The 21,068-nt window shown below is 43.1% G+C and carries 19 protein-coding genes and 1 other RNA gene; 16 read left to right on the top strand and 4 right to left on the bottom strand.

The annotated features are described in order from the left end of the window. Positions 1 to 26: 26 nt before the first annotated feature. The 3 genes from eno to AC3WLU_RS07365 all read left to right on the top strand — a co-directional run bounded on the left by eno (position 27) and on the right by AC3WLU_RS07365 (position 3,069). Positions 27 to 1,322: a phosphopyruvate hydratase gene (gene eno, locus AC3WLU_RS07375; RefSeq protein ID WP_034309992.1), complete on the top strand. Its 1,296-nt coding sequence runs from the start codon at positions 27 to 29 to the stop codon at positions 1,320 to 1,322. A 309-nt stretch (positions 1,323 to 1,631) separates the two neighbouring features. Then, on the top strand, positions 1,632 to 2,093 hold the full coding sequence (locus AC3WLU_RS07370) for a hypothetical protein (protein ID WP_492597050.1): 462 nt from the start codon (positions 1,632 to 1,634) through the stop codon (positions 2,091 to 2,093). 61 nt (positions 2,094 to 2,154) lie between these two features. Beyond that, positions 2,155 to 3,069, top strand: a complete 915-nt coding sequence (locus AC3WLU_RS07365) for a hypothetical protein (RefSeq protein ID WP_492597049.1) — start codon at positions 2,155 to 2,157, stop codon at positions 3,067 to 3,069. A gap of 136 nt (positions 3,070 to 3,205) precedes the next feature. Here the strand turns inward: AC3WLU_RS07365 and AC3WLU_RS07360 are convergent, their stop codons facing one another. Continuing rightward, entirely contained in the window at positions 3,206 to 4,036 is an 831-nt protein-coding gene (locus tag AC3WLU_RS07360) for a M15 family metallopeptidase (protein WP_098864840.1), read from the bottom strand. 54 nt (positions 4,037 to 4,090) lie between these two features. Then, a complete protein-coding gene (locus AC3WLU_RS07355) occupies positions 4,091 to 4,633 on the bottom strand; it encodes a hypothetical protein (RefSeq protein WP_057278104.1) in 543 nt (180 codons plus the stop codon). 177 nt (positions 4,634 to 4,810) lie between these two features. On the opposite strand from AC3WLU_RS07355, the gene secG reads away from it, so the two are divergent. The 6 genes from secG (at position 4,811) to AC3WLU_RS07325 (ending at position 10,515) form a co-directional block, all read left to right on the top strand. Further along, on the top strand, positions 4,811 to 5,044 hold the full coding sequence (gene secG, locus AC3WLU_RS07350) for a preprotein translocase subunit SecG (protein ID WP_034309999.1): 234 nt from the start codon (positions 4,811 to 4,813) through the stop codon (positions 5,042 to 5,044). A gap of 141 nt (positions 5,045 to 5,185) precedes the next feature. After that, positions 5,186 to 5,932 (top strand): alpha/beta hydrolase, encoded by a 747-nt coding sequence (locus AC3WLU_RS07345; protein WP_098185506.1) that lies wholly within the window; start codon positions 5,186 to 5,188, stop codon positions 5,930 to 5,932. A gap of 30 nt (positions 5,933 to 5,962) precedes the next feature. Then, positions 5,963 to 8,320: a ribonuclease R gene (gene rnr, locus AC3WLU_RS07340; protein WP_057278103.1), complete on the top strand. Its 2,358-nt coding sequence runs from the start codon at positions 5,963 to 5,965 to the stop codon at positions 8,318 to 8,320. A 68-nt stretch (positions 8,321 to 8,388) separates the two neighbouring features. Then, positions 8,389 to 8,856, top strand: coding sequence for an SsrA-binding protein SmpB (smpB, locus tag AC3WLU_RS07335; protein ID WP_034310006.1), 468 nt, complete (start codon positions 8,389 to 8,391; stop codon positions 8,854 to 8,856). Positions 8,857 to 8,979: 123 nt separating this feature from the next. After that, positions 8,980 to 9,341: a transfer-messenger RNA gene (ssrA, locus tag AC3WLU_RS07330) on the top strand. Positions 9,342 to 9,774: 433 nt separating this feature from the next. Further along, positions 9,775 to 10,515 (top strand): nuclease-related domain-containing protein, encoded by a 741-nt coding sequence (locus AC3WLU_RS07325; RefSeq protein ID WP_492597048.1) that lies wholly within the window; start codon positions 9,775 to 9,777, stop codon positions 10,513 to 10,515. A gap of 223 nt (positions 10,516 to 10,738) precedes the next feature. Here AC3WLU_RS07325 and AC3WLU_RS07320 read toward each other — a convergent pair whose 3' ends face one another. Together AC3WLU_RS07320 and fdhF are read right to left on the bottom strand one after the other, a co-directional pair. Beyond that, positions 10,739 to 11,215, bottom strand: a complete 477-nt coding sequence (locus tag AC3WLU_RS07320; RefSeq protein WP_034310010.1) for a helical membrane plugin domain-containing protein — start codon at positions 11,213 to 11,215, stop codon at positions 10,739 to 10,741. Positions 11,216 to 11,233: 18 nt separating this feature from the next. After that, on the bottom strand, positions 11,234 to 14,173 hold the full coding sequence (gene fdhF / locus AC3WLU_RS07315; RefSeq protein WP_492597047.1) for a formate dehydrogenase subunit alpha: 2,940 nt from the start codon (positions 14,171 to 14,173) through the stop codon (positions 11,234 to 11,236). A 333-nt stretch (positions 14,174 to 14,506) separates the two neighbouring features. Between fdhF and AC3WLU_RS07310 the strand changes: the two genes are divergently transcribed. The 7 genes from AC3WLU_RS07310 (at position 14,507) to AC3WLU_RS07280 (ending at position 21,058) form a co-directional block, all read left to right on the top strand. Continuing rightward, positions 14,507 to 14,869, top strand: coding sequence for a Na-translocating system protein MpsC family protein (locus AC3WLU_RS07310; protein WP_048688083.1), 363 nt, complete (start codon positions 14,507 to 14,509; stop codon positions 14,867 to 14,869). 54 nt (positions 14,870 to 14,923) lie between these two features. Then, a complete protein-coding gene (gene fdhD / locus AC3WLU_RS07305) occupies positions 14,924 to 15,721 on the top strand; it encodes a formate dehydrogenase accessory sulfurtransferase FdhD (protein WP_095679215.1) in 798 nt (265 codons plus the stop codon). 145 nt (positions 15,722 to 15,866) lie between these two features. Next, positions 15,867 to 16,739: a LysR family transcriptional regulator gene (locus AC3WLU_RS07300; protein ID WP_063574716.1), complete on the top strand. Its 873-nt coding sequence runs from the start codon at positions 15,867 to 15,869 to the stop codon at positions 16,737 to 16,739. A 153-nt stretch (positions 16,740 to 16,892) separates the two neighbouring features. Beyond that, positions 16,893 to 17,819, top strand: a complete 927-nt coding sequence (locus AC3WLU_RS07295) for an AEC family transporter (RefSeq protein WP_034310023.1) — start codon at positions 16,893 to 16,895, stop codon at positions 17,817 to 17,819. Positions 17,820 to 17,977: 158 nt separating this feature from the next. Then, on the top strand, positions 17,978 to 19,000 hold the full coding sequence (locus tag AC3WLU_RS07290) for a tripartite tricarboxylate transporter substrate binding protein (protein ID WP_492597046.1): 1,023 nt from the start codon (positions 17,978 to 17,980) through the stop codon (positions 18,998 to 19,000). Between the two features lie 57 nt (positions 19,001 to 19,057). After that, positions 19,058 to 19,513 carry a tripartite tricarboxylate transporter TctB family protein gene (locus AC3WLU_RS07285; RefSeq protein WP_230300565.1) on the top strand — a complete coding sequence of 152 codons (456 nt, stop codon included), beginning with the start codon at positions 19,058 to 19,060 and terminating at the stop codon, positions 19,511 to 19,513. Between the two features lie 18 nt (positions 19,514 to 19,531). Further along, the gene (locus AC3WLU_RS07280; protein ID WP_063574719.1) at positions 19,532 to 21,058 is read left to right on the top strand and encodes a tripartite tricarboxylate transporter permease; all 1,527 of its coding nucleotides are present in this window, start codon (positions 19,532 to 19,534) and stop codon (positions 21,056 to 21,058) included. Positions 21,059 to 21,068 lie beyond the last annotated feature (10 nt).

Genomic DNA, 21,068 nt, shown 5'->3' with positions numbered 1-21,068 from the left:
GTGAATAGGAAAAGGAGAGATTTATAATGCCGTACATCGAACATGTATATGCACGCGAAGTGCTAGATTCACGTGGTAACCCAACAATAGAAGTAGAAATCCAAACAGAGTCCGGATACTTCGGACGTGCAATCGTACCATCAGGTGCTTCAACAGGAGAACACGAAGCGGTTGAGCTTCGTGACGGGGATAAATCTCGCTACCTGGGTAAAGGGGTACAAAAAGCAGTCGATAATGTAAATGATATCATTGCTGAAGCTGTCATCGGTTTGGATGTAACGAACCAAGCAGGCCTTGACCTTACTATGATTGAATTGGATGGCACTGAAAACAAAGGTAACTTGGGAGCTAATGCAATTCTTGGTGTATCAATGGCTGCTGCCCATGCTGCTGCTGAATTTTCAGGTTTACCATTATATCGTTATCTTGGAGGATTCAATGCGAAACAACTTCCGACTCCAATGATGAACATCATTAACGGCGGATCACATGCCGATAACAATGTTGACTTCCAGGAATTCATGATCCTTCCTGTAGGAGCTCCTAGCTTCAAAGAAGCAGTTCGTATGGGTGCAGAAGTATTCCATGCCTTGAAATCTGTCCTTTCAGCCAAAGGCTTGAATACGGCAGTCGGCGATGAAGGCGGCTTTGCGCCAAACCTTGGTTCAAACCGTGAAGCGCTTCAAGTCATCATCGAGGCAATTGAAAAAGCTGGCTACAAAGCAGGCGAAGATATCTACCTTGGCATGGACGTGGCTTCATCTGAATTCTATAACAAAGAAACAGGCAAATATGATCTTGCAGGCGAAGGCCGCAATGGTGTTACATCCGAAGAAATGGTTGCTTTCTATGAAGAGCTAGTGAATGAATTCCCTATTATCTCCATCGAAGACGGCCTGGATGAAAATGACTGGGATGGCCACAAGCTTCTAACGGAACGCATCGGTTCTAAAGTTCAGCTTGTTGGTGACGATCTTTTCGTAACGAACACGAAAAAATTGGCTGAAGGCATCGAAAAAGGCATCGGTAACTCCATCCTGATCAAAGTGAACCAAATTGGTACACTGACCGAAACGTTTGATGCAATCGAAATGGCTAAACGCGCAGGCTACACTGCAGTCGTTTCCCACCGCTCAGGTGAAACGGAAGATGCAACGATCGCTGATATCGCCGTTGCAACAAACGCAGGACAAATCAAAACCGGTTCCATGTCCCGTACGGACCGTATCGCTAAATACAACCAACTTCTTCGCATCGAAGACCAACTTGGTGACTTGGCTGTATATGGCGGCTTGAAATCTTTCTATAACTTGAAGAAGTAATTATCTTGGGATTCCGCTTCTGACGAGAAGATGGATTCTGCACAGTAATTTCTTTTCACCTCCCATTCAATGTGAATGGGAGGTTTTTTTATGTTTATGAGGGGGAAGTGTGCATTCAATATGGGGGGAGATACAGTCTTTTACTATAATGTGCTTGCATGGATAAAACAATAATATGTCAAGACTATTAAGTTTTAATTTCAATATATAGTTAAAATGGTATAATATAAATATATTGGTAAATATTTCATAAACTAAATATAGGTTGATGAAACTACTATTACATATTAAAGGAGATGAAAAATAATTTTGCTTAAGAAATTATTTTTCGTGGGTACAGTTTTTGCTAGTTTATCAATTGGAAATAGTACAATTGCAGCAGAAATAGAATCAGAAACGACCGTTACTAACATATCTAGTTTATCAGAAGTCAGCAGCCTAACCTCAGGCATTTCAGGTGAAACATCAGGTAAAAAAATTAAATGTAGTTCCAAAGTAAAGGCGAGAAATCCAATATTTGGTTCTCCAACAAGCGCAACCGCTACTTCATCAGCAGCAGTAAAAGAAGATACTATCTCTGCTAAAGTTAGGGTATATAGCAGTAAGGGAGGATTAAAAGGACGAAAAACAGATTCTCAGAAAAATTCAACATATGCTGGAGCTACCTATACTGATAAATCTAATAATATTCCTGCAACTGCTTTTGGCAATCATACTTATGTAAAGAAGAGTTATAAAACAGTAGTACATGAAACTAAGGATAAATTTTAAATATAAGAAAAGTTAAGGCTAACTGATGTTAGCCTTAACTTTATTTAGGAGCAATGATGATATGAAAAAACAGCTTTTGATAGCAATGTCCCTTTTATTGATTGGAATCTCAGGATGGATTTTTTACAATAAAATGTCTGATGAAATCACAAAAGGTGTACAGCCTAGTTTTAAGGAAGGCTCCAATACCATCTCCTACGGCTTGTTAGATGCGGATGGAAAAGTAATGAATAATGGAAGTGCTCTAGAACCGAAAAATAATAAGCTCGAGTATACTCTTTCTCTCTCAAATTTTATAGAAGTGGAAAGAGAATATGCCTTAATAGTCCTTAGTAACTTTGAACAAACACCCTTCACAGTTGAAGGAAAGCAATACAGTGTTTATACTTTTAATGCCAAGCCAAATAAAAGTATCGAGTTTAATCTGAGTGTTACCACTAACAATAGTACAAAAGAAATAGATTATCTTATAATTAAAAAACCAAATTATTTAATAGATAAATTAGATATATCAAGAATGCATACATTGCAAGAAGTGTTACCTATGCGTTATATGGTTAAGAGCAACGGGGACAATCCAAAAGCAGCTGCTGGTTTAATTCCAGATGACACGATTAAAAAAGGCCCAAACGATACCATATTTGTCAGCAAGCAAAAAGAGGAACTGCATATCCTGTCTGCAGCAAGAAGTGGTGAACATGTTTTCATATCTGTTGGGAATGTTGGTGAAAAAAAGGAAAATTACAATATCATTGCATTAAATCAATGGCAGCAGATTCCGTTGGAAAATGATCAGTTAGTAGGAAATGTGGCAGTTAACCCCGGTGAAAGAAAAGTGTTTGAATATAAGCTTCCAAAGGTAAAGCATGATTCGAATTTTCAGGTTATTGCTTTACCCAAACCTTATGAAGTCAGCGAAAGTGACTATGAAAGTACAGTCCCCTCCGGTTCATTTCGAACTGTTATCAAACCTTAAAGTTACATCATTCTCTTATAGAAAAGATGGGGATTGTTACATCTTAGACATGATTCCAGCTGGATTCAAGATAGATAAGACCATTTAATCAAACGTTTGATTAATAAAAAAAGGTGCCGCATCCGGGCACCTTTTTTTATTTATTCGATACAGCTTCCACTGGTACGGCATTATAGTATTCTTCTAATGTAATCTTCGCTTCAAAGATTTCAGTTGCGGTAGCGACACCAACATAGCGGATGTGCCATGGTTCGTATTTATAACCCGTGATGTTTTCCTTGCCTTCAGGGTAGCGGATGATAAATCCGTATTCATGTGCATGTTCAGCAAGCCAGGCCGCTTCATTCGTATCACCGAAGCAGTCTTGGGCAGCGCATGCCCCATCGTGGGTCGTGACATCAATCGCCAGGCCCGTTTCATGCTCGCTTGTCCCAGGCATTGCACTGTAGGTTTTCGCCTTTTCTTCTCCGTCCTTAGCCACATAGTTATTAAAGACCTCGATCTGTCTTTGGTGAGAGCGATAAGCGGAAACGCCGGCAAAGTGCATGTTTTCTTTTTCGGCAGCCTGGAACATTACTTCAAGTGCCTTTCCCGCTTCCTCTCGCATCATTCTTTTTTCAATTTTATCTTGAAAGATGAAATCCACTTTTGGGTAGATGAGGTCAGCAGGTTTGTAATCTTCAGGCAGGCTGTATTGTTTATTGACAAGTACAGGAATGCCTTCCGGATGGGCTAATGTCTGAAGGCCAGCCTGTCCGGGTTTAGCCGTTTCATCAACTTCCACCTGGCGTTGGGCCGATTCTTTTGAATCATTATTCTTGTCGGTCTCAGTCTCCTTCTCAGTCTCCTGGGAGCTCGGTTGTTCTTCTTTTTGCTCTTTTTCATGCTCGCTTGTCAGGTCGGATGAACAGCCAGCCATCAGAATGAAAGATGATAGAGCGGTTGCTGCAAATATAGGTTTTAACATATGAAAGGCCCCTTGCTTTTAATATAAGATTTCCAATAAAAGTAGTTTTGAAAATTATCGTGATAAGTAATCCCTTGTTAATTCACTTTGATACTTATCAAGAAATAAGCCAATCCAGACGACCATCAGTAAAAATGGATAATCGTTACGGATTGCGGTTTCCACGACGGGATCAGACCAAAAGCTCGAAAGGAAACCGGATGACATCCTGATTGTCTCGAATGTGACAAGGGCGTGAAGCGATAACCAAAGAATCGTAAGGGTATTGGTCCCGAACCCAATGACCGCCGCTATGACGCTCAGCAAGGCGGCTGCTGCCCCGATCAGGAGGACATGGAAGCTTGATTGGAAAAAGTCGATACCGCTATTGGAAAGTCCATTATAAATAATAGCAGTAAAATAAACGGTTGTCGTGATATATGCAGCAAATAATAAGTATCGATTTCCGTGATACTTTGCCAGCAGCAATAGAAGCGGTGATAGGATGATTAATAGGACGCTGATGAAATTGCTTCCGCCTGCCCATAAAGAATAGCCGGCAACCGCCGAGAATAGGATGGTCAGGAGATCAAGAATCCGTAGTATGGACTTAAACATGTTGACACCTCTTTCTCTATTTATGCAAATTATCTCAAACTTTGATTCAAAAAGAAAATAAATGACTATGGGTTTTTAGGAATTCTTACCATCATAGTATAACAAAGATTGTGGATATTTATTGGGTGTGGTAAAGTTAAAGTAATTGTTTATTGGTTCTTCAGGAGGTGTAATTGCATGCATGCATTTCTCATAACGCTTTTAGTGATTGTCAGTATCGCCCTCATTGTGACGGTATTGCTTCAATCAGGTAAGAGTGCAGGTTTATCAGGTGCGATTGCCGGCGGTGCTGAGCAGTTATTCGGAAAGCAAAAGGCACGCGGTTTGGACCTGGTTTTACATCGTGCGACAATAGTATTGGCGATTCTATTCTTTGCTTTAACTTTACTTGTTGCATACTTTGATGTGTAATGGATCAAAAATGAGTCTAGCTAAATAGCTAGGCTTTTTTCTTTGCACAATAGTTGCATGAATAGATATAGTGATTTTAGTACTTAATTATAGGATAGGGATTTTTTGAAATTCTATTTACTGATAAAGGAGTTTAAGGTCATGAAAATCAAGCTGCAGCAGCCCTTTACTTTTGAAGGCGGAAAAAGGGCTGTCTTACTTTTACATGGGTTCACGGGGAATTCAGCGGATGTACGGATGCTGGGCCGTTACTTGGAGAAACAGGGATACACCTGCCATGCCCCGCACTATGAAGGGCATGGCGTTCCCCCAGAGGAGCTGGTGAAAACAGGTCCGGAAGATTGGTGGAAAGATGTCATGATGGGCTATGATTTCCTGAAAAGCAAAGGCCATGAAGAAATTGCTGTTGCCGGACTCTCATTAGGAGGCGTATTTTCTCTTAAATTAGGTTACACTGTACCTATAAAGGGTATCGTAACAATGTGTGCGCCTATGTATATCAAAAGTGAAGAAATGATGTTTAAAGGAGTATTGGAGTACGCCAGAGAATTTAAGAAGTATGAAGGAAAAACTCAAGAGCAAATAGAGCTTGAAATGGACCTCCTTGCCGATAAACCGATGAATACATTGAAAGCCCTTCAGGAATTGATAACGGATGTACGGGAGCACGTCGATCTTATTTATGCTCCGACATTTGTCGTGCAGGGCCGGCATGATGATGTTATCAATCCAAAAAGTGCCGATATTATTATTGATTCCGTAGAATCACCGGTCAAAAAAATCAAGTGGTATGAAGAATCCGGTCATGTCATAACCCTTGATAAAGAAAAAGACGAGCTGCATGAAGATGTATTGGAATTTTTAGAAAGCCTGGATTGGTCCGAATAACAAAAATATACCCTGAATAGGAGGGTTTTCATGGAAGATAACATTCAAGAACATATTAATAAGCTTCTGACATACATGACGGATGAAGCGTATAAGCCGCTAACGGTACAAGAACTGGAAGAGGCTTTGAAAATCGAAGACTCGGCAGATTTCAAGAATTTCGTTAAGGCTTTAGTAAAAATGGAAGAAAAGGGATTGGTGGTCAGAACGAGGAGCAATCGTTACGGCCTGCCGCAAAAAATGAATTTGTTCCGCGGTAAATTAACGGGGCACGCAAAGGGGTTTGCCTTTGTCACACCTGAAGACAACCCGGGAATGGATGATATTTTCATTCCGCCAAATGAAACGGGCACAGCGATGCATGGAGATGTCGTCATGGTACGGGTATCTTCGGAAACATCGGGCTCAAGGCAAGAAGGCACGGTCATCAGAATACTTGAACGCGGAATTACACAAGTGGTCGGTACATACTCCGAAAGTAAAAGTTTTGGTTTCGTCATCCCTGATGATAAAAAGATCGCAAACGATATCTTCATTCCACAGCATGCTTCACATGGAGCGGTAGAGGGACATAAGGTTGTCGTCAAGCTTACTTCTTATCCTGAGGGACGCATAAGTGCCGAAGGTGAAGTCATTGAGATTCTTGGCCATAAAAATGATCCTGGTGTCGATATTCTTTCCGTGATCCATAAGTATGGTTTGCCGATGGAGTTCCCGGATGACGTCATGGAGCAGGCCAATGCCGTTTCCGATACCATTCAAGAAAGTGAAATTGGCAACCGCAGGGACTTGCGTAATGATGTTTTGGTTACGATTGATGGAGCGGATGCAAAGGATCTGGATGATGCCGTCACTGTTTCCAAGCTTGAGAATGGCAATTACAAGCTGGGCGTTCATATTGCTGATGTCAGTCATTACGTGAAGGAAGGTTCTCCAATCGATAAGGAAGCCCTGGAAAGAGGGACGAGCGTGTATTTGGTGGACAGGGTCATCCCGATGATCCCGCATCGTTTATCGAATGGCATTTGTTCCTTGAACCCACAAGTCGATCGTTTTACACTCTCATGTGAAATGGAAATCACGCCGGATGGCAAAGTCGTCAACCATGATATTTTTGAAAGTGTCATTAAGACGACGGAACGTATGACATATGGCAATGTGAACAAAATCCTTGTCGATAAAGATGAAGAACAGCTTGAACGCTATGAAGCGTTGGTGCCGATGTTCCAGGACATGGAGAAGCTAGCGGCCATCCTTCGCAAGAACCGGATGAACCGCGGTGCAATCGACTTTGATTTCAATGAAGCAAGAGTCATCGTTGATGAAGAGGGCCATCCGACTGATGTGGTTTTACGTGAAAGGTCGGTTGCGGAAAAGCTGATTGAAGAGTTCATGCTTGCAGCTAATGAAACCGTTGCTGAGCATTTCCACCGTCTTGACCTACCGTTCATTTACCGTATTCATGAAGATCCAAAGCCGGAAAAACTGCAGCGTTTCTTCGAATTCATTACGAACTTCGGATACATTGTAAGGGGATCGGCCAATGACGTCCATCCTAAGGCGTTACAGGAAATCATTGAGGCGGTTGCCGGTAAGCCGGAAGAAACGGTCATATCCACCGTCATGCTTCGTTCCATGCAACAGGCGAAATATGATCCGGAGAGCTTAGGCCACTTTGGTTTATCTGCTGAGTTTTATACACATTTCACATCGCCGATTCGCCGTTACCCGGATTTGATCGTGCACAGGCTGATCAGGACCTACTTGGTGGAAGGTAAAATGGATGAAGCTACGAAGGAGAAATGGAATGCCAATTTACCTGAGATTGCCGATCATACATCGAAACGTGAACGTCGCTCAGTCGATGCCGAGCGGGAAACGGATGATCTGAAAAAAGCGGAATACATGCTGGATAAAATCGGCGAGGAATATACCGGGATCATTGGTTCAGTCACCAATTTCGGGATGTTCGTCGAGCTGCCGAACACGATTGAAGGACTTGTCCATGTCAGCTTCATGACGGATGATTATTATCGCTTCGATGAGCGTCAGCTAGCAATGATCGGGGAACGTACCGGTAATGTGTTCCGGATTGGCGATGAAATCGACGTACGGGTTTCCAACGTCAATAAAGAGGAACGCGCCATCGATTTTGAAATTATCGGCATGAAGGTAAGCCGTCCGCGTCCATCCGGCGAGAAGAAAATATTCAAAGCCAATTCAGGTGAACGCAAACGCGGCCGAGGCGGCAATGGGGGACGTAAGGAAGGAAAAGGCGGCGACCGTAATGGAGATTCGACTTCTTCTGGAAGAAAATCGAAAAAGAAGAAAAAATTCTTTGAAAATGCGCCAGCTGCCAAGCGCAAGAGAAAACCTAAAAAGAGATAAAGATTCAGGCGGGGGGATGATCATTCCATCCTCTCGCCGCGATTGGATGTAAAAAAGGGGAGAGTTAGATGCCAAAAGGCTCAGGTAAACAACTAGCACAAAATAAAAAAGCGTATCATGATTTCTTTATTGAACAAACGTTTGAAGCAGGAATCGTTTTAAAAGGGACCGAAATCAAAGCAATCCGTGCGGCCCGAGTGAATTTGAAGGATGCCTTCGCTAAAATAGAAAATGGTGAAGTTTATCTTCATAATATGCATGTCAGCCCTTATGAGCAGGGAAACCAGTTTAACCATGATCCGTTACGGACACGGAAGCTTCTTTTGCATAAGAAAGAAATCAGTAAACTGATCGGGGAAACAAAGGTAACAGGTTACACCATCGTCCCGTTGAAAATGTATTTAAAGAATGGCTTTGCCAAAGTTTTAATCGGACTTGGAAAAGGGAAGAAACAATATGACAAGCGTGATGACCTGAAGAAGAAGGAAGCGAAGCGTGATATTGAACGTGCTTTCCGTGATCGTCAGAAGATGTAAAACTGCCAAGACCTTACAATTGATTTTTTGAACCAATCTGTTATAATTAATCCTGTACCGATGACAATTGAATATCAGCCAACTTGCTGACTATTCTTCTCTCGTACGCTCCATTTCTATCATGGGGACGTTACGGATTCGACAGGGATAGTTCGAGCTTAAGTTGCGAGTCGAGGGGATCGGCCTCGTTAAAACGTCAACGCCTATAACTGGCAAACAAAACAACAACCTAGCTTTCGCTGCTTAATAACAGTCGATAGCTGTTCCTCCCTCCATGGCCCACGTGGTAGGGTAAGGGACTCACTCTAAGTGGGATACGCCGGAATCCACCGTCTGAGGATGAAGGAAGAGACCAATCAGACTAGCTGCTCTGCCGCCTGTCGATAGGCTAATGAGTTCGCGAAATGCGAATATATCGACTACACTCGTAGAAGCTTAAGTGCCGTTATGTCTGGACGTGGGTTCGACTCCCACCGTCTCCACCAATACATATATTGGTGGTTTTTTATTTGGTTTTTTTTCGTCGTTTTTGTCGAAAAATCGATAAATCGAATAATTCGCAGATATATCAGAATTTTTCGTTGATATATCTCCAGTTTCGAAGATATATTCCCGATTTCGCAGATAAACTGTACAATTTCAATCATTTGCTGTAGAATCCTTTTGAAGAAAATAGGATTGGAGCGATGAAATTGATTGTAAAAAAAAGAAAAGTTCCTCTTGCCGTCCGCAAATTACGTGCATTAGCGTGCAGGCTTCCTCCGAATCACCCTAAAGTTCCCTTAATCATGAACGATCTCAATAAAAGGGAAGCGGGCTATAAAGGGGAATGTTCCATTGATTTTCCATTAAGCTTTCTTGAACCGAAAAGCCATTTCATCTTCCACGATTTAAGGCTTCAGGATCAATCCCGATTTTTTGCTGGATACCTTATTAATCTCCAAGAAATATGCGCTTATCATTGAAGTGAAGAACATTGCAGGGTCGATCTATTTTGATCCGCATTTCAATCAGCTCATTCGAAAGATAGAAGGAAAAGAAACGGCCTTTCCAGATCCCATCATACAAGTCAGCCGCCAGGAATCACAATTGACCAATTGGTTCTTGAAAAACGGTTTTCCCTCACTGCCCATCCTTTCATTGATTGTCATCAGTAATCCCCAAACCATCATCCGTACAGCCCTTGAAAACCATGAACTCCACTATAAAGTTATCCATCGCGATGCACTTCCCGATAAAATTAATCAAATGGAGCATTCCATAACAGAATCCAGTTTTAGTGAGAAAGATTTGAAGAAAGCAATTCGCGTAATGAATAAACTCCACATCGATGCGGACTTTTCCATTCTGGAACGATACAATCTTACCGAAAAGGACCTAATTAAAGGAGTGATTTGTGAGAATTGTAAGGGCAATAAATTATTTAGAAGGCATGGCACATGGCTTTGCAATCAATGCCAACTCTCCAGTAAAAAAGCACATATCCCGGCTTTACGAGATTATTTTTATCTATTAGGCCCGACCATAACGAATCGGCAGTTGAGGAACTTTTTAAACATTTCCTCTTCATCCAGTGCAACGAGGATCTTGCAATCATTGAATCTGACAAGCAGTGGTGCGAATAAGGGGAGGGTGTACAGCCTGTATTTTGATGAATGACTTTAACTCATTTCTTTATATTCACATCAACATTTTGGAAATTTTTACTGAGACTAGATGTAATTCTTTTGCCCTTAATTTTATCTTCTTGATTCATTACACATCCAACATCCACTCCAATGCTAATCTTATCCAACGCTGCACTTTCAGCAGTTTTGCAGCAACTAAGCCCTATGATAGAAAAAGACTCAAAAGAAGCTTCTCTTGAGTCTTTGTTCCGTTTCTATTCTTTTAATTCCTTGCCCATTCCCTTGAGGAAGTGGACGCCAAAGCCGATCGCCCTGTTTATGTCTGGATCATTCAATGTTTTCATTAATTCCAGAACACCGATCTTCTTATCGGCCTGAAGGAATTTGTTTCCTTCATCAATTCCTGCAAGTGCACTGTTCAGCAGTTTCGTGGATTGTGCGGCATCGGCGTTCATCAAGGCTCCTGTTGCACCCATAAGGGTATTGATCAGGTTTGTTACAGGTTGCCTTGTGATTTGTTGAAGTGCGATTTTCGCAATTTGTTCTTTTCCTTGAAGCATGGAGGTCGCGGCTTCGAATACTCCCGAGTCATTCAGTTCATTGACGATTTTAAACATATTGTTCAAGGCATCTTCATTATCGGTAATCAGCGTTTTCAGTTCCTCCAGTTTTTGTAGTTTTATCTCTTCCTCAGTAATGGGATTATGGATTTCCGTTATAGGAGCTGCCATGATCTTCACCCTCCTTGTTTAATTATCCGTTAAGTGAACATACCCTGGACGGGCCCACTTACGTTCAACCTCGACACCATTTTGAGGATGACGTTTTTTGTTCCGTGGATTGGTACCCGGTAATGGAACGTCTCCGCTTGCGCTTAATACTTCCATGCGGACCATCGTCTGTTTGTAAGCAGGCGTGCTTGTGCGTCGATCATAGATGGGACCGGTCAGGAAGTTGATGGCAGAGTCTTTATCGACGGAGTTCATCGGTAAAAATAGCTCATTATTTTTAACACGGTCTGTGATCAATGCTTTTAACTTAACGGCCCCGAATGGAGACACCAAGCGAACGAGTCCGCCATCACTGACTTTACGTTCTTTGGCAAGTTCTGGTGAAACCTCGACGAAAATATCAGGTACTTTCGATTGGATTCCATTGGACTTGTTCGTCATATTGCCTTCATGGAAATGCTCCAGCATGCGTCCATTATTGATATGAAGGTCATATTCTTCCGGGAATTTATGAGGTTCCACCCAGTCAGCCAGTGCAAAGCGCGCTTTTTTATCAGGGAAGTTGAAGCCATCTACATAAAGAAGGGGCGTGCTTGATCCATCATGGCTCCCCCAGAGGAAGCTGTTCCATCCTTCCAGCACTTCGTAATTCGCTTGGCTGAATATCGGTGACAGGCTTGCCATTTCGTCATAGATTTCACTAGGGTGAGAGTAATTCCAATTCGCACCTAAGCGGTTGGCGATTTCTTGGGTGATTTCCCAATCCGCCTTAGAATCTCCCATAGTGGGAAGGGCTTTATATAATCGCTGTACACGGCGCTCCGTATTGGTGAACGTTCCGTCTTTTTCAAGAGATGGAGCTCCGGGCAATACCACGTCGGCATATTGGGCTGTCCTTGAAAGGAAAATATCCTGGACAACAAAGAAGTCCAATCCGGATAACACTTTATCGACATGGTTGGCATCCGCGTCAACAAGTGCCATATCTTCACCTACAAGATACATCGCCTTCATGTCGCCTTTTTCTATCGCTTTAAGCATTTCAATATTGTTCAAGCCTGGTTGGCCAGCGATTTTCACTCCATAAGCTTTTTCGAATTTAGCACGTGCCACGTCATCGGTAACATGCTGATATCCCGGAAGCCATGTTGGAAGGGTACCCATATCGCAAGCGCCCTGTACATTGTTGTGGCCGCGAAGCGGATAGGCTCCCGCTCCTGGACGACGGTAGTTACCCGTAGCCAATAGCAGGTTGGAAATTGCCGCCGAAGTATCGGAGGCACCGGTGTTTTGTGTTACGCCCATACCCCAAAGAATGCATGTACCGTCTGCATCGCGAATGGCCTCAGCTATTTGGATCAATGTTTCTTTAGAAATACCTGTATGTGTTTCTGCATATTCCAGGGTATATTTCTCAAGTACTTCTTTATAATCGTCGAAGAAGTTAACATTTTCATTGATGAATTCTTGATCATGCCAGCCTTGATCGATCATATATTTTGTAACCGCCATCAACCAGACTTGATCCGTTCCTTGTTTTGGGCTGATATGGATGTCGGAACGTTCGGCCATTTCGTTTTTGCGGATGTCAGCTACAATCAGCTTTTGTCCGTGAAGCTTGTGTGCCCGTTTAACGCGTGTCGCCAGTACGGGATGTCCTTCTGCCGGGTTAGCCCCAACGATGATGACAAGTCCTGCTGCGGCGATATCCTTGATCGTACCAGCATCTCCGCCCATGCCGACTGTACGGAACAGTCCGTCTGTTGCCGGGGATTGACAGTAACGCGAGCAGTTGTCGACGTTATTCGTTTCGAACATTTGCCGTGCCAGTTTTTGAATGACATAGTTTTCTTCATTCGTGATCTTGGATGAGGAAATGAAGCCTACTGAATTTCCGCCGTATTGCTGTTTGATCGAACCCAGTCTGGACGCAACCAAATCAAGTGCTTCATCCCAGCTTGATTCAACGAATCTTCCGTTTTTCCGAATCAGGGGCTTTGTCAAACGTTCTTCCGAATTTACGAAGTCCCAACCGAATTTCCCTTTGACACATGTGGATATCGCATTGACGGGTGCTTCATGAGTAGGTTGGACTTTAAGGATTTTACGGCCTTTTGTCCAGACTTCGAATGTGCACCCTACCCCACAGAACGTACAGACCGTTTTTGTCTTCTTCGTCCGTGTCTCTCGCATTGCCGCTTCAATCTCCGAAATGGCAAAAATCCCGCTGTATCCAGGTTCCACTTCTTTGACAAGGTCGATCATCGGTTCCAGCATATCGTTTTTCAAGCCTGACATGAAACCAGCTTCGCCAAGCATCGATTTTTCCATTAATGCATTACATGGACAAATCGTTACACACTGTCCGCAGCCTACACAAGATGAGTTATTGATTTCCGTTCCTTCATCCCATATTACCCGAGGGCGTTCTGCTTCCCAGTCGATGGACAGCGTCTCGTTGACCTGAAGATTTTGGCACACTTCAACACATTGCCCGCATGCGATGCATTGATTGGCATCATAGCGGTAAAATGGATGGGACATATCGACGGCACCCAATTCCACTTTCGGTGTATAAGGATATTTTTGGTGTTCAATTTCCATTAATTCTGCTGTGTTATGTAGTTTGCAATTTCCGTTATTATTATCACATACAGTACAGTATAAAGAATGGTTTTCCAGTATCCGGTCCATGGCCTCGGTTTGGGCTTCTTTTGCCTTGCTTGAGTCCAAGGCTATATCCATGCTGCTCACTGCTTTTGTCGAACATGACCGGACGAGTTTCCCATTAACTTCGACGATGCATGTGTCGCATGTTTGGATCGGATCCACCTCAGGAACATAACAAATCTGTGGATGGGCCATCTCATTTTGGTTGATGACCTCCAGTATTGTCGCACCTTCATTAGCGGTATAAGCCTTCCCGTTGATTGTGATGGTGATGTTTGAATCGATCATTATATTTCCCCCTTTTATAGCCAAAAGACGCAAAAAAACCACCATGATTACACCTCCGTCTCTGAACGGAAATGTAGGTCATGGTGGAATAGTTTAATAGCAAAGCTTGCCAATATACCAATCCATACCATAATGGATAATTTTAAAAAAGATAGGACACAACAGTACACTATCATGCTCCCAACTTTCATCATTGATATTATACCTTTTATCATGAAAAGAAACAATCCTGGAAAGAGGGTATCATTCCCAAATTCCTTTCGTTTTTCTTCGCGTTGATTTATGATAAGAAAATTGAGAACTTAATTTTTCTTGAAATGGAGTGACGCAACGGTGTCAAAAGTTATCCATGAATTCAATGATATGATTCGTAAGCTGCGCAAGGAACTATTCGGTAAAGGACCAGAACGCATACACACGGTTTTCGTGGAAAATATGGCCGTTTCTACGTTATATGGAAATTTGACTCCTACGGAAATGTTCATATCAAGATCGGAGGAAGGAAGGGATATGGTCCATTCTGCACGAACCAAAATGGTTCAGGATGTGTATTCGGAGAGTCCTCCCGATGGAATGGAAGATCTGGTTGGAGCTAAACTGCTCCATTTGTTTTCAGACATCAAAATCAAGGAAAACATAGCGATTTCCGTATTCGTATTTGATAAGAATATAGCGGACAAACTCAACGGGCATTGACCATGTTCCTTACATTTGGTCAATTGGCTCCTGGATAGTAAAAGGAGTGGGAACATGAAAGCGATTGAAATCAAGAGGGACATCATCCGGATAACCAAAGGTAACATCGAGCGGACGGAAGATGCGATCGTAACGGAGCATCCCGTTACTGTCAAAATAAATGGCCAGGAATTCGTCACGATGGTTTGTACACCTGAATACATCGAGGATATGGTGATTGGTTATTTGGCTTCGGAAGGAATCATCAAAAAATATGATGAGATAAAAGAAGTCTGGGTTCAGGAAAAAGAAGGCTTTGTTCATGTGAAGACGGATAAAGTGAATCCCTACTTCCAGGACTTTCAAAATAAGCGGTATATTACATCATGCTGCGGAATGAGCAGACAAGGTTTCGTCTTTGTAAATGATGCATTGACTGCCAAGAAAATGGATGATGTTTCGGTGAAACTGACTCCTGATGACTGCTTCCGCTTGATGAAGGATTTACAAAATTCTGCTGTCACTTTCCAGAATACGGGCGGAGTCCACAATGCTGCTTTATGTGATGCCAATGGGCTCGTATTAAGCAGGATGGACATCGGACGGCATAACGCCTTGGACAAAATATACGGCCATTGCTTGAAAAATGGCATTTCGATGGAAGGGAAGGCGATCGTGTTCAGCGGCCGGATTTCATCGGAAATTCTTTTGAAAGTGGCGAAAATCGGCTGTGAACTGATACTCTCGAAGTCCGCTCCAACTGAATTGGCTTTGGAGTTGGCTGAAGGATTGGGAATCACGACGGTCGGGTTCATTCGCAATGATTCGCTGAATATCTACACATGTCCTGAAAGGATTCTATTGAATGACTGAGCATCCTTCGCTGGAAGGATGCTTATCGGAAAGTCCTGCCGGTTTGGCTGGGCTTTTTTGTATTTGTAAAAGGATATATCCAACAGGCCTTTTGTGGTACAGTTTTTATAAAACATTCAAGGGAATTCGTATCGGGGGAAGGGTTATGAACGAAAGGGATTGGCATATTTTAAAGGTGTTGCATGAACATAGGAATATTACTAAAACGGCGCAAAGTTTATATATCTCGCAACCTTCTTTAACGAAACGGATTCAACAAATAGAGAAGGAATTCAATCTGAAGATTGTGGAGCGGGGAACTAGGGGAGTGCAGTTCACCCCTCAAGGTGAATATTTGGCCATCTGTGCAGATGAGATGCTGATCAGGCTCCGGCAGATAAAGGAGACAGCATTCAATATGGGTCAGGAGATCAGTGGAACATTACGGCTGGGTGTTTCCAACTATATTACGCTGCATAAGCTGCCTGGCCTGCTGAAAATTTTTCGTGAGCGATTTCCTAAAGTGGATTTCCATGTGACAACCGGCTGGAGTAAAGAAGTGCTGAACCTCATTTATAAGGAAGAAGTGCATGTCGGGATTGTTCGGGGGGATTATCAATGGTCAGGATCAAGGCATCATCTTTTTGAGGAAACGATTTGCATTGCTTCCAAGGAAGAAATCGAAGTCCGGAACCTGCCTTTCCTGCCGAGGATCGATTATGGGACAGATGCCCTTTTGAAAACAATGATCGATAATTGGTGGAGAGACAATTTTTCCGGACCTCCTTTGGTGGGGATGGAAGTGGACAAAGGGGATACATGCAAGGAAATGGTCAAGAATGGCCTGGGATATGGCATCCTCCCCAGTGTTTTATTGGAGAATGACCAAAACCTCCGTCAAATGGACCTTAAGGACAAGCAAGGTAATCCCCTTATCAGGAATACATGGATGTTATATCATGAAAAGTCGCTGGAATTAAAACTGGTCAAAGAGTTTGTCGAATTTGTCAAAGGCGTCGATTTCATGAGGGATATTTAACTGAAGCGCAGAAACCTCTGTGCTTTTTTATCATTCCTTTTTTGAATGGATAACGATAATTTATTGGTATTTTAATTATGGCCATCCCGGCATTATGATAGATGGGAGATGTAAATCATCAGGAATTTGCCTAAGGAATGGAGAGGAAGTCAAGTGAGTGTCCTGTTTCTGATTGTATTGAATGTGATTGTACCGGTTTTTTTCCTTATAGGGGCGGGGGCCATTCTGCATCGTAAATTCAAGTTGGATATGAATACGCTGTCTAAATTGAATCACTTCCTGCTCATGCCCGCCATTAGCTTTGTCAATATCTATCAAAGCAAATTGGGCGGGGGGATGATCGTCCAGATATTCAGCTTCCTTGCTCTTCAAGCAGTAAGCCTCATCATCGTGAGTACAGTGGTAGCGAAACTAGCCAGGTTTGATCAAAGTCTTTCGGCCACGTTTAAAAATAGTGTAGTCCTGAATAACTCGGCCAATTTCGGGTTACCTGTCAGTCAGATGGTTTTTAATGGAAACCCCCTTGGTCTGTCGATCCAAGTCATCGTGATCATTTTTCAAAACCTGTTGACCTATACCTATGGATTGATGAATTCTGTTTCCGTCCATACAAAAAGTGCAAAGGGTGCCATTCGCGAGTTCTTGAAGAACCCCGTCATTTATGCTTTATTGCTTGGTTTAATATTACATTCAGTTTCTTTTGAAATCCCTCTGTTCTTATGGACCCCGATTGATAATATCGCGAGTGCCTTCATAGCCATTGCATTGATAACATTAGGGGCACAGAGTGCCTATTTGAAAATAACGCATTTCCCGCTTCCGCTTATCCTTAGCTTGGCGGGGCGCTTAATACTCTCACCATCCATCGCCTTCCTGATCATCCTCATGCTGGGCTTGGAAGGGACTGTCGCCCAAGGGTTGTTTATTGCAAGCTCATTTCCCACATCAAGAAACAGCGCATTATTCGCTTTGGAATATGACAACCATCCGGAGTATGCGGCACAGGCGGTTTTGATGTCGACTTTATTTAGCAGTATAACGGTAACGATGGTCGTGTATCTATCAAAAATACTATTCTAGCAGGGCTGCTCTTTGTGAGGGGCCTTTTTCCCATGTCTCCCGATAAAACTTTATGAACAATATGAAGGTTTTGGAATTTATGCATTTTAGTTGGGCAATCATTGAAAGCGAAGATATTTTTGTAAAATTAAGAAAACGCTTTCAAAAGGGGGATTACTATGTTTTCTCGTAAAAAGATTTCAGCGGTACTATTGGCAGGTTCGTTAGCTTTAAGTTTAGGTGCATGCAGCAGTTCGGGGACATCAGGAGAAAAGAAAGAAGATACAGGTTATCCGAAAAAAGCGATAACGGTCGTTGCTCCTTCGGGTGCAGGCGGGGGATGGGATTTAACGGCCCGTTCATTTACAAAGGTCTTGGGTGAGACGAAATTGGTGAACCAGCCATTGACCGTCGAAAACAAACCCGGCGGCGGGGGCGCTGTCTTCATGGCGGACTATGCAACACAGCAAGCGGATAATAATGACATGCTGTTCGTGAATTCACCGCCTGTCATCATCAATAACCTTAAAAAAGAAGGCAACAGTCCTTATGGATATAAAAATACGACTCCTTTGGCACAGCTGACAAAAGATTATGGGGCGATAGTGGTAAAGGCGGATTCTGAATTCAAGGATTTGAAATCAGTGCTGGAAGCGGTGAAGAAAGATCCGCGTAAGTTGACCTTTGCAGGAGGATCTGCACCGGGGTCCATGGATCATTTGATTTCCATTCTTCCAGCCTATGAATATGGCTTGAATCCAACCGAACTTAAATACGTTTCGTACGACGGCGGGGGGGAAGCGATTACGGCATTGCTTGGCGGTAATGCAGATGTGATCGGAACGGATGCATCCAGTGTCAGGGAATTTTTAAAAGCAGGAAAGATCAGAGTGTTGGCCGTAACCTCGACTGAACGTTTGGGTGGAGATCTGAAAGACATACCGACGGCAAAGGAACAGGGTGTTGATGCTGAATTCACGATTTGGAGAGGTGTTTTTGGACCTCAGAATATGTCTGAAGAAGCGAAAACATTTTGGGGCAAATCCATTGCGAAGTTAGTTGAAACTTCTGAATGGAAAAAAGAAGTGGAAGTTCAAGGATGGGAACAGGAATATAAAAATAGTGAAGAATTCAGCAAGTTTTTAGAAGAACAGGAGAAACAGGTGCAGCAATTATTAGAAGCTTTAGGCATGGAAAAATAATCGGGGAGAAGGAGGTGCTTTCACCTTCTTCTTGTTTTCTGAAATGGAGGGATTAGGATGGACGTGAAATTTGATCGCTTTGCATCTGTAGCCTTTCTGGCTGTCGGGGTGCTGTTCATGATAGGAAGCAGGAAACTGGCCAGTTCTTCTTATGGAAGTTCGGTAGGACCGGACATTTTCCCTTTTGTATTGGGGCTTGTTCTTGCTGTTTTAAGTATTCGCCTGTTCTATGAGGCATTTCGGAGCAAGGTGCAGGAATCGGGTAAGGGAAAGCTGGAATATAAACCCTTTATCATCATTCTGCTCTCCACCTTGATTTATATTTTGACATTGGAAACGATAGGATATGTCATTACGACCTTTCTCTTTTTGTTTGTTTGCTTTCAAACGATGGAACGGAATAAGTGGGTGGCATCGCTCATCATTTCCGCAGGATTTTCCGGAATCATCTATTATTTATTCGTGAATGTGTTAAAGGGAACACTGCCGGGTTGGCCAATCTGGTTTTCATAAAAGGAAGGGGGATGTGAAGTGGGCACTTTTGATTATTTAATGCATGGATTTGAAACGGCACTAACTTGGTATAACATCCTTTTTGCATTTGTCGGGGTATTGATCGGTACGGCGGTCGGCGTTTTGCCGGGAATCGGGCCGATGAGCGGCGTGGCTCTTTTGATTCCGGTAACCGCTTCGATTACAGGGGGACTTCCACCAGAGCAAGCGGCCACAAGCGCCATCATTTTACTTGCAGGTGTTTATTATGGAGCGATGTATGGAGGATCGACAACTTCAATTCTATTGAATACACCTGGCGAATCTTCTTCTGTCGTCACCACATTGGATGGCTATCAAATGGCCAAGAAGGGAAGAGCCGGGAGTGCTTTATCCATTTCGGCGATCGGTTCCTTCGTAGGAGGGATCGTCACCCTTATCGCCATGATTGCCTTGGCTCAGCCATTATCGACGATTGCCATTAAATTCGGTCCTGCGGAGTATTTTTCACTCATGCTTCTAGGGTTGGCGGCAGTCAGCGGCCTTGCGGGAAAATCCGTAACCAAGGCACTGATCATGACGGTTTGCGGTTTGTTGATCGGGACGATAGGCATTGATAATGTATCCGGGATCGCCCGTTTTACATTCGACTTTCCTTGGCTGTATCAAGGGATCGAATTCCTGACAATCGCTGTTGGTCTATTCGCCCTTGGGGAAGTATTCAAGACAATCTTGGAAAAGGACGAGGATGATGGGGAAATTGCAAAGATCAATAATTTGCTTCCTTCCAAAGAAGAATTCAAGGAATCTGCGGGGCCGATTGCGAGGGGATCGCTCTTAGGTTTCTTTGTAGGAATCCTGCCGGGGGCAGGGGCCACTCTTGCTTCCTTCTTCTCATACCTTATGGAAAAACGGATTTCAAAAAAACCTGGGAGATTCGGTACAGGGGCAATCGCAGGTGTGGCTGGCCCTGAAACGGCCAATAATGCGGCATCTGGCGGAGCGATGATTCCATTATTGACACTGGGAATTCCGGGTTCCGGTACAACGGCGATTTTAATGGGTGCGCTCATGATGTACAATGTTCAGCCAGGTCCATTATTATTCGAGGACCATCCTCAGGTGGCTTGGGGACTTATCGCCAGTATGTTCATCGGGAATCTGATGCTGCTGATCCTTAATCTCCCGCTCGTTAAGGTTTTTGCGAAAATCATTGAAACGCCAAAGAAATATTTGATTCCGATCATTATCGCAATTTCCATTTTTGGTGTTTATGCTGTACAAGTATCGACTTATGACTTATTGCTATTATTAGGATGCGGGGTCTTGGGATATTTCTTAAGTAAAAATGATTATCCAATCGCCCCGTTGGTATTAGGCCTGGTTTTAGGACCGATGATAGAAAACAATATGCGCAGGGCACTGACGATATCCGATGGGGATTACAGTTTGTTTTTCACTCGGCCGCTTTCGCTGACCTTCCTGATCGTAACGGCATTATGGCTGCTCATTCCGGTTTTACTTAAGAAGAGAGGGAAGGATGTTGTCATCAATATTGAAGGTTAATCGATATTTT

Source organism: Peribacillus sp. FW305-BF15, from assembly GCF_058783805.1.
The sequence above is the reverse complement of the archived record's forward strand: the minus strand, read 5'-3'. Positions and strand labels throughout refer to the sequence as shown.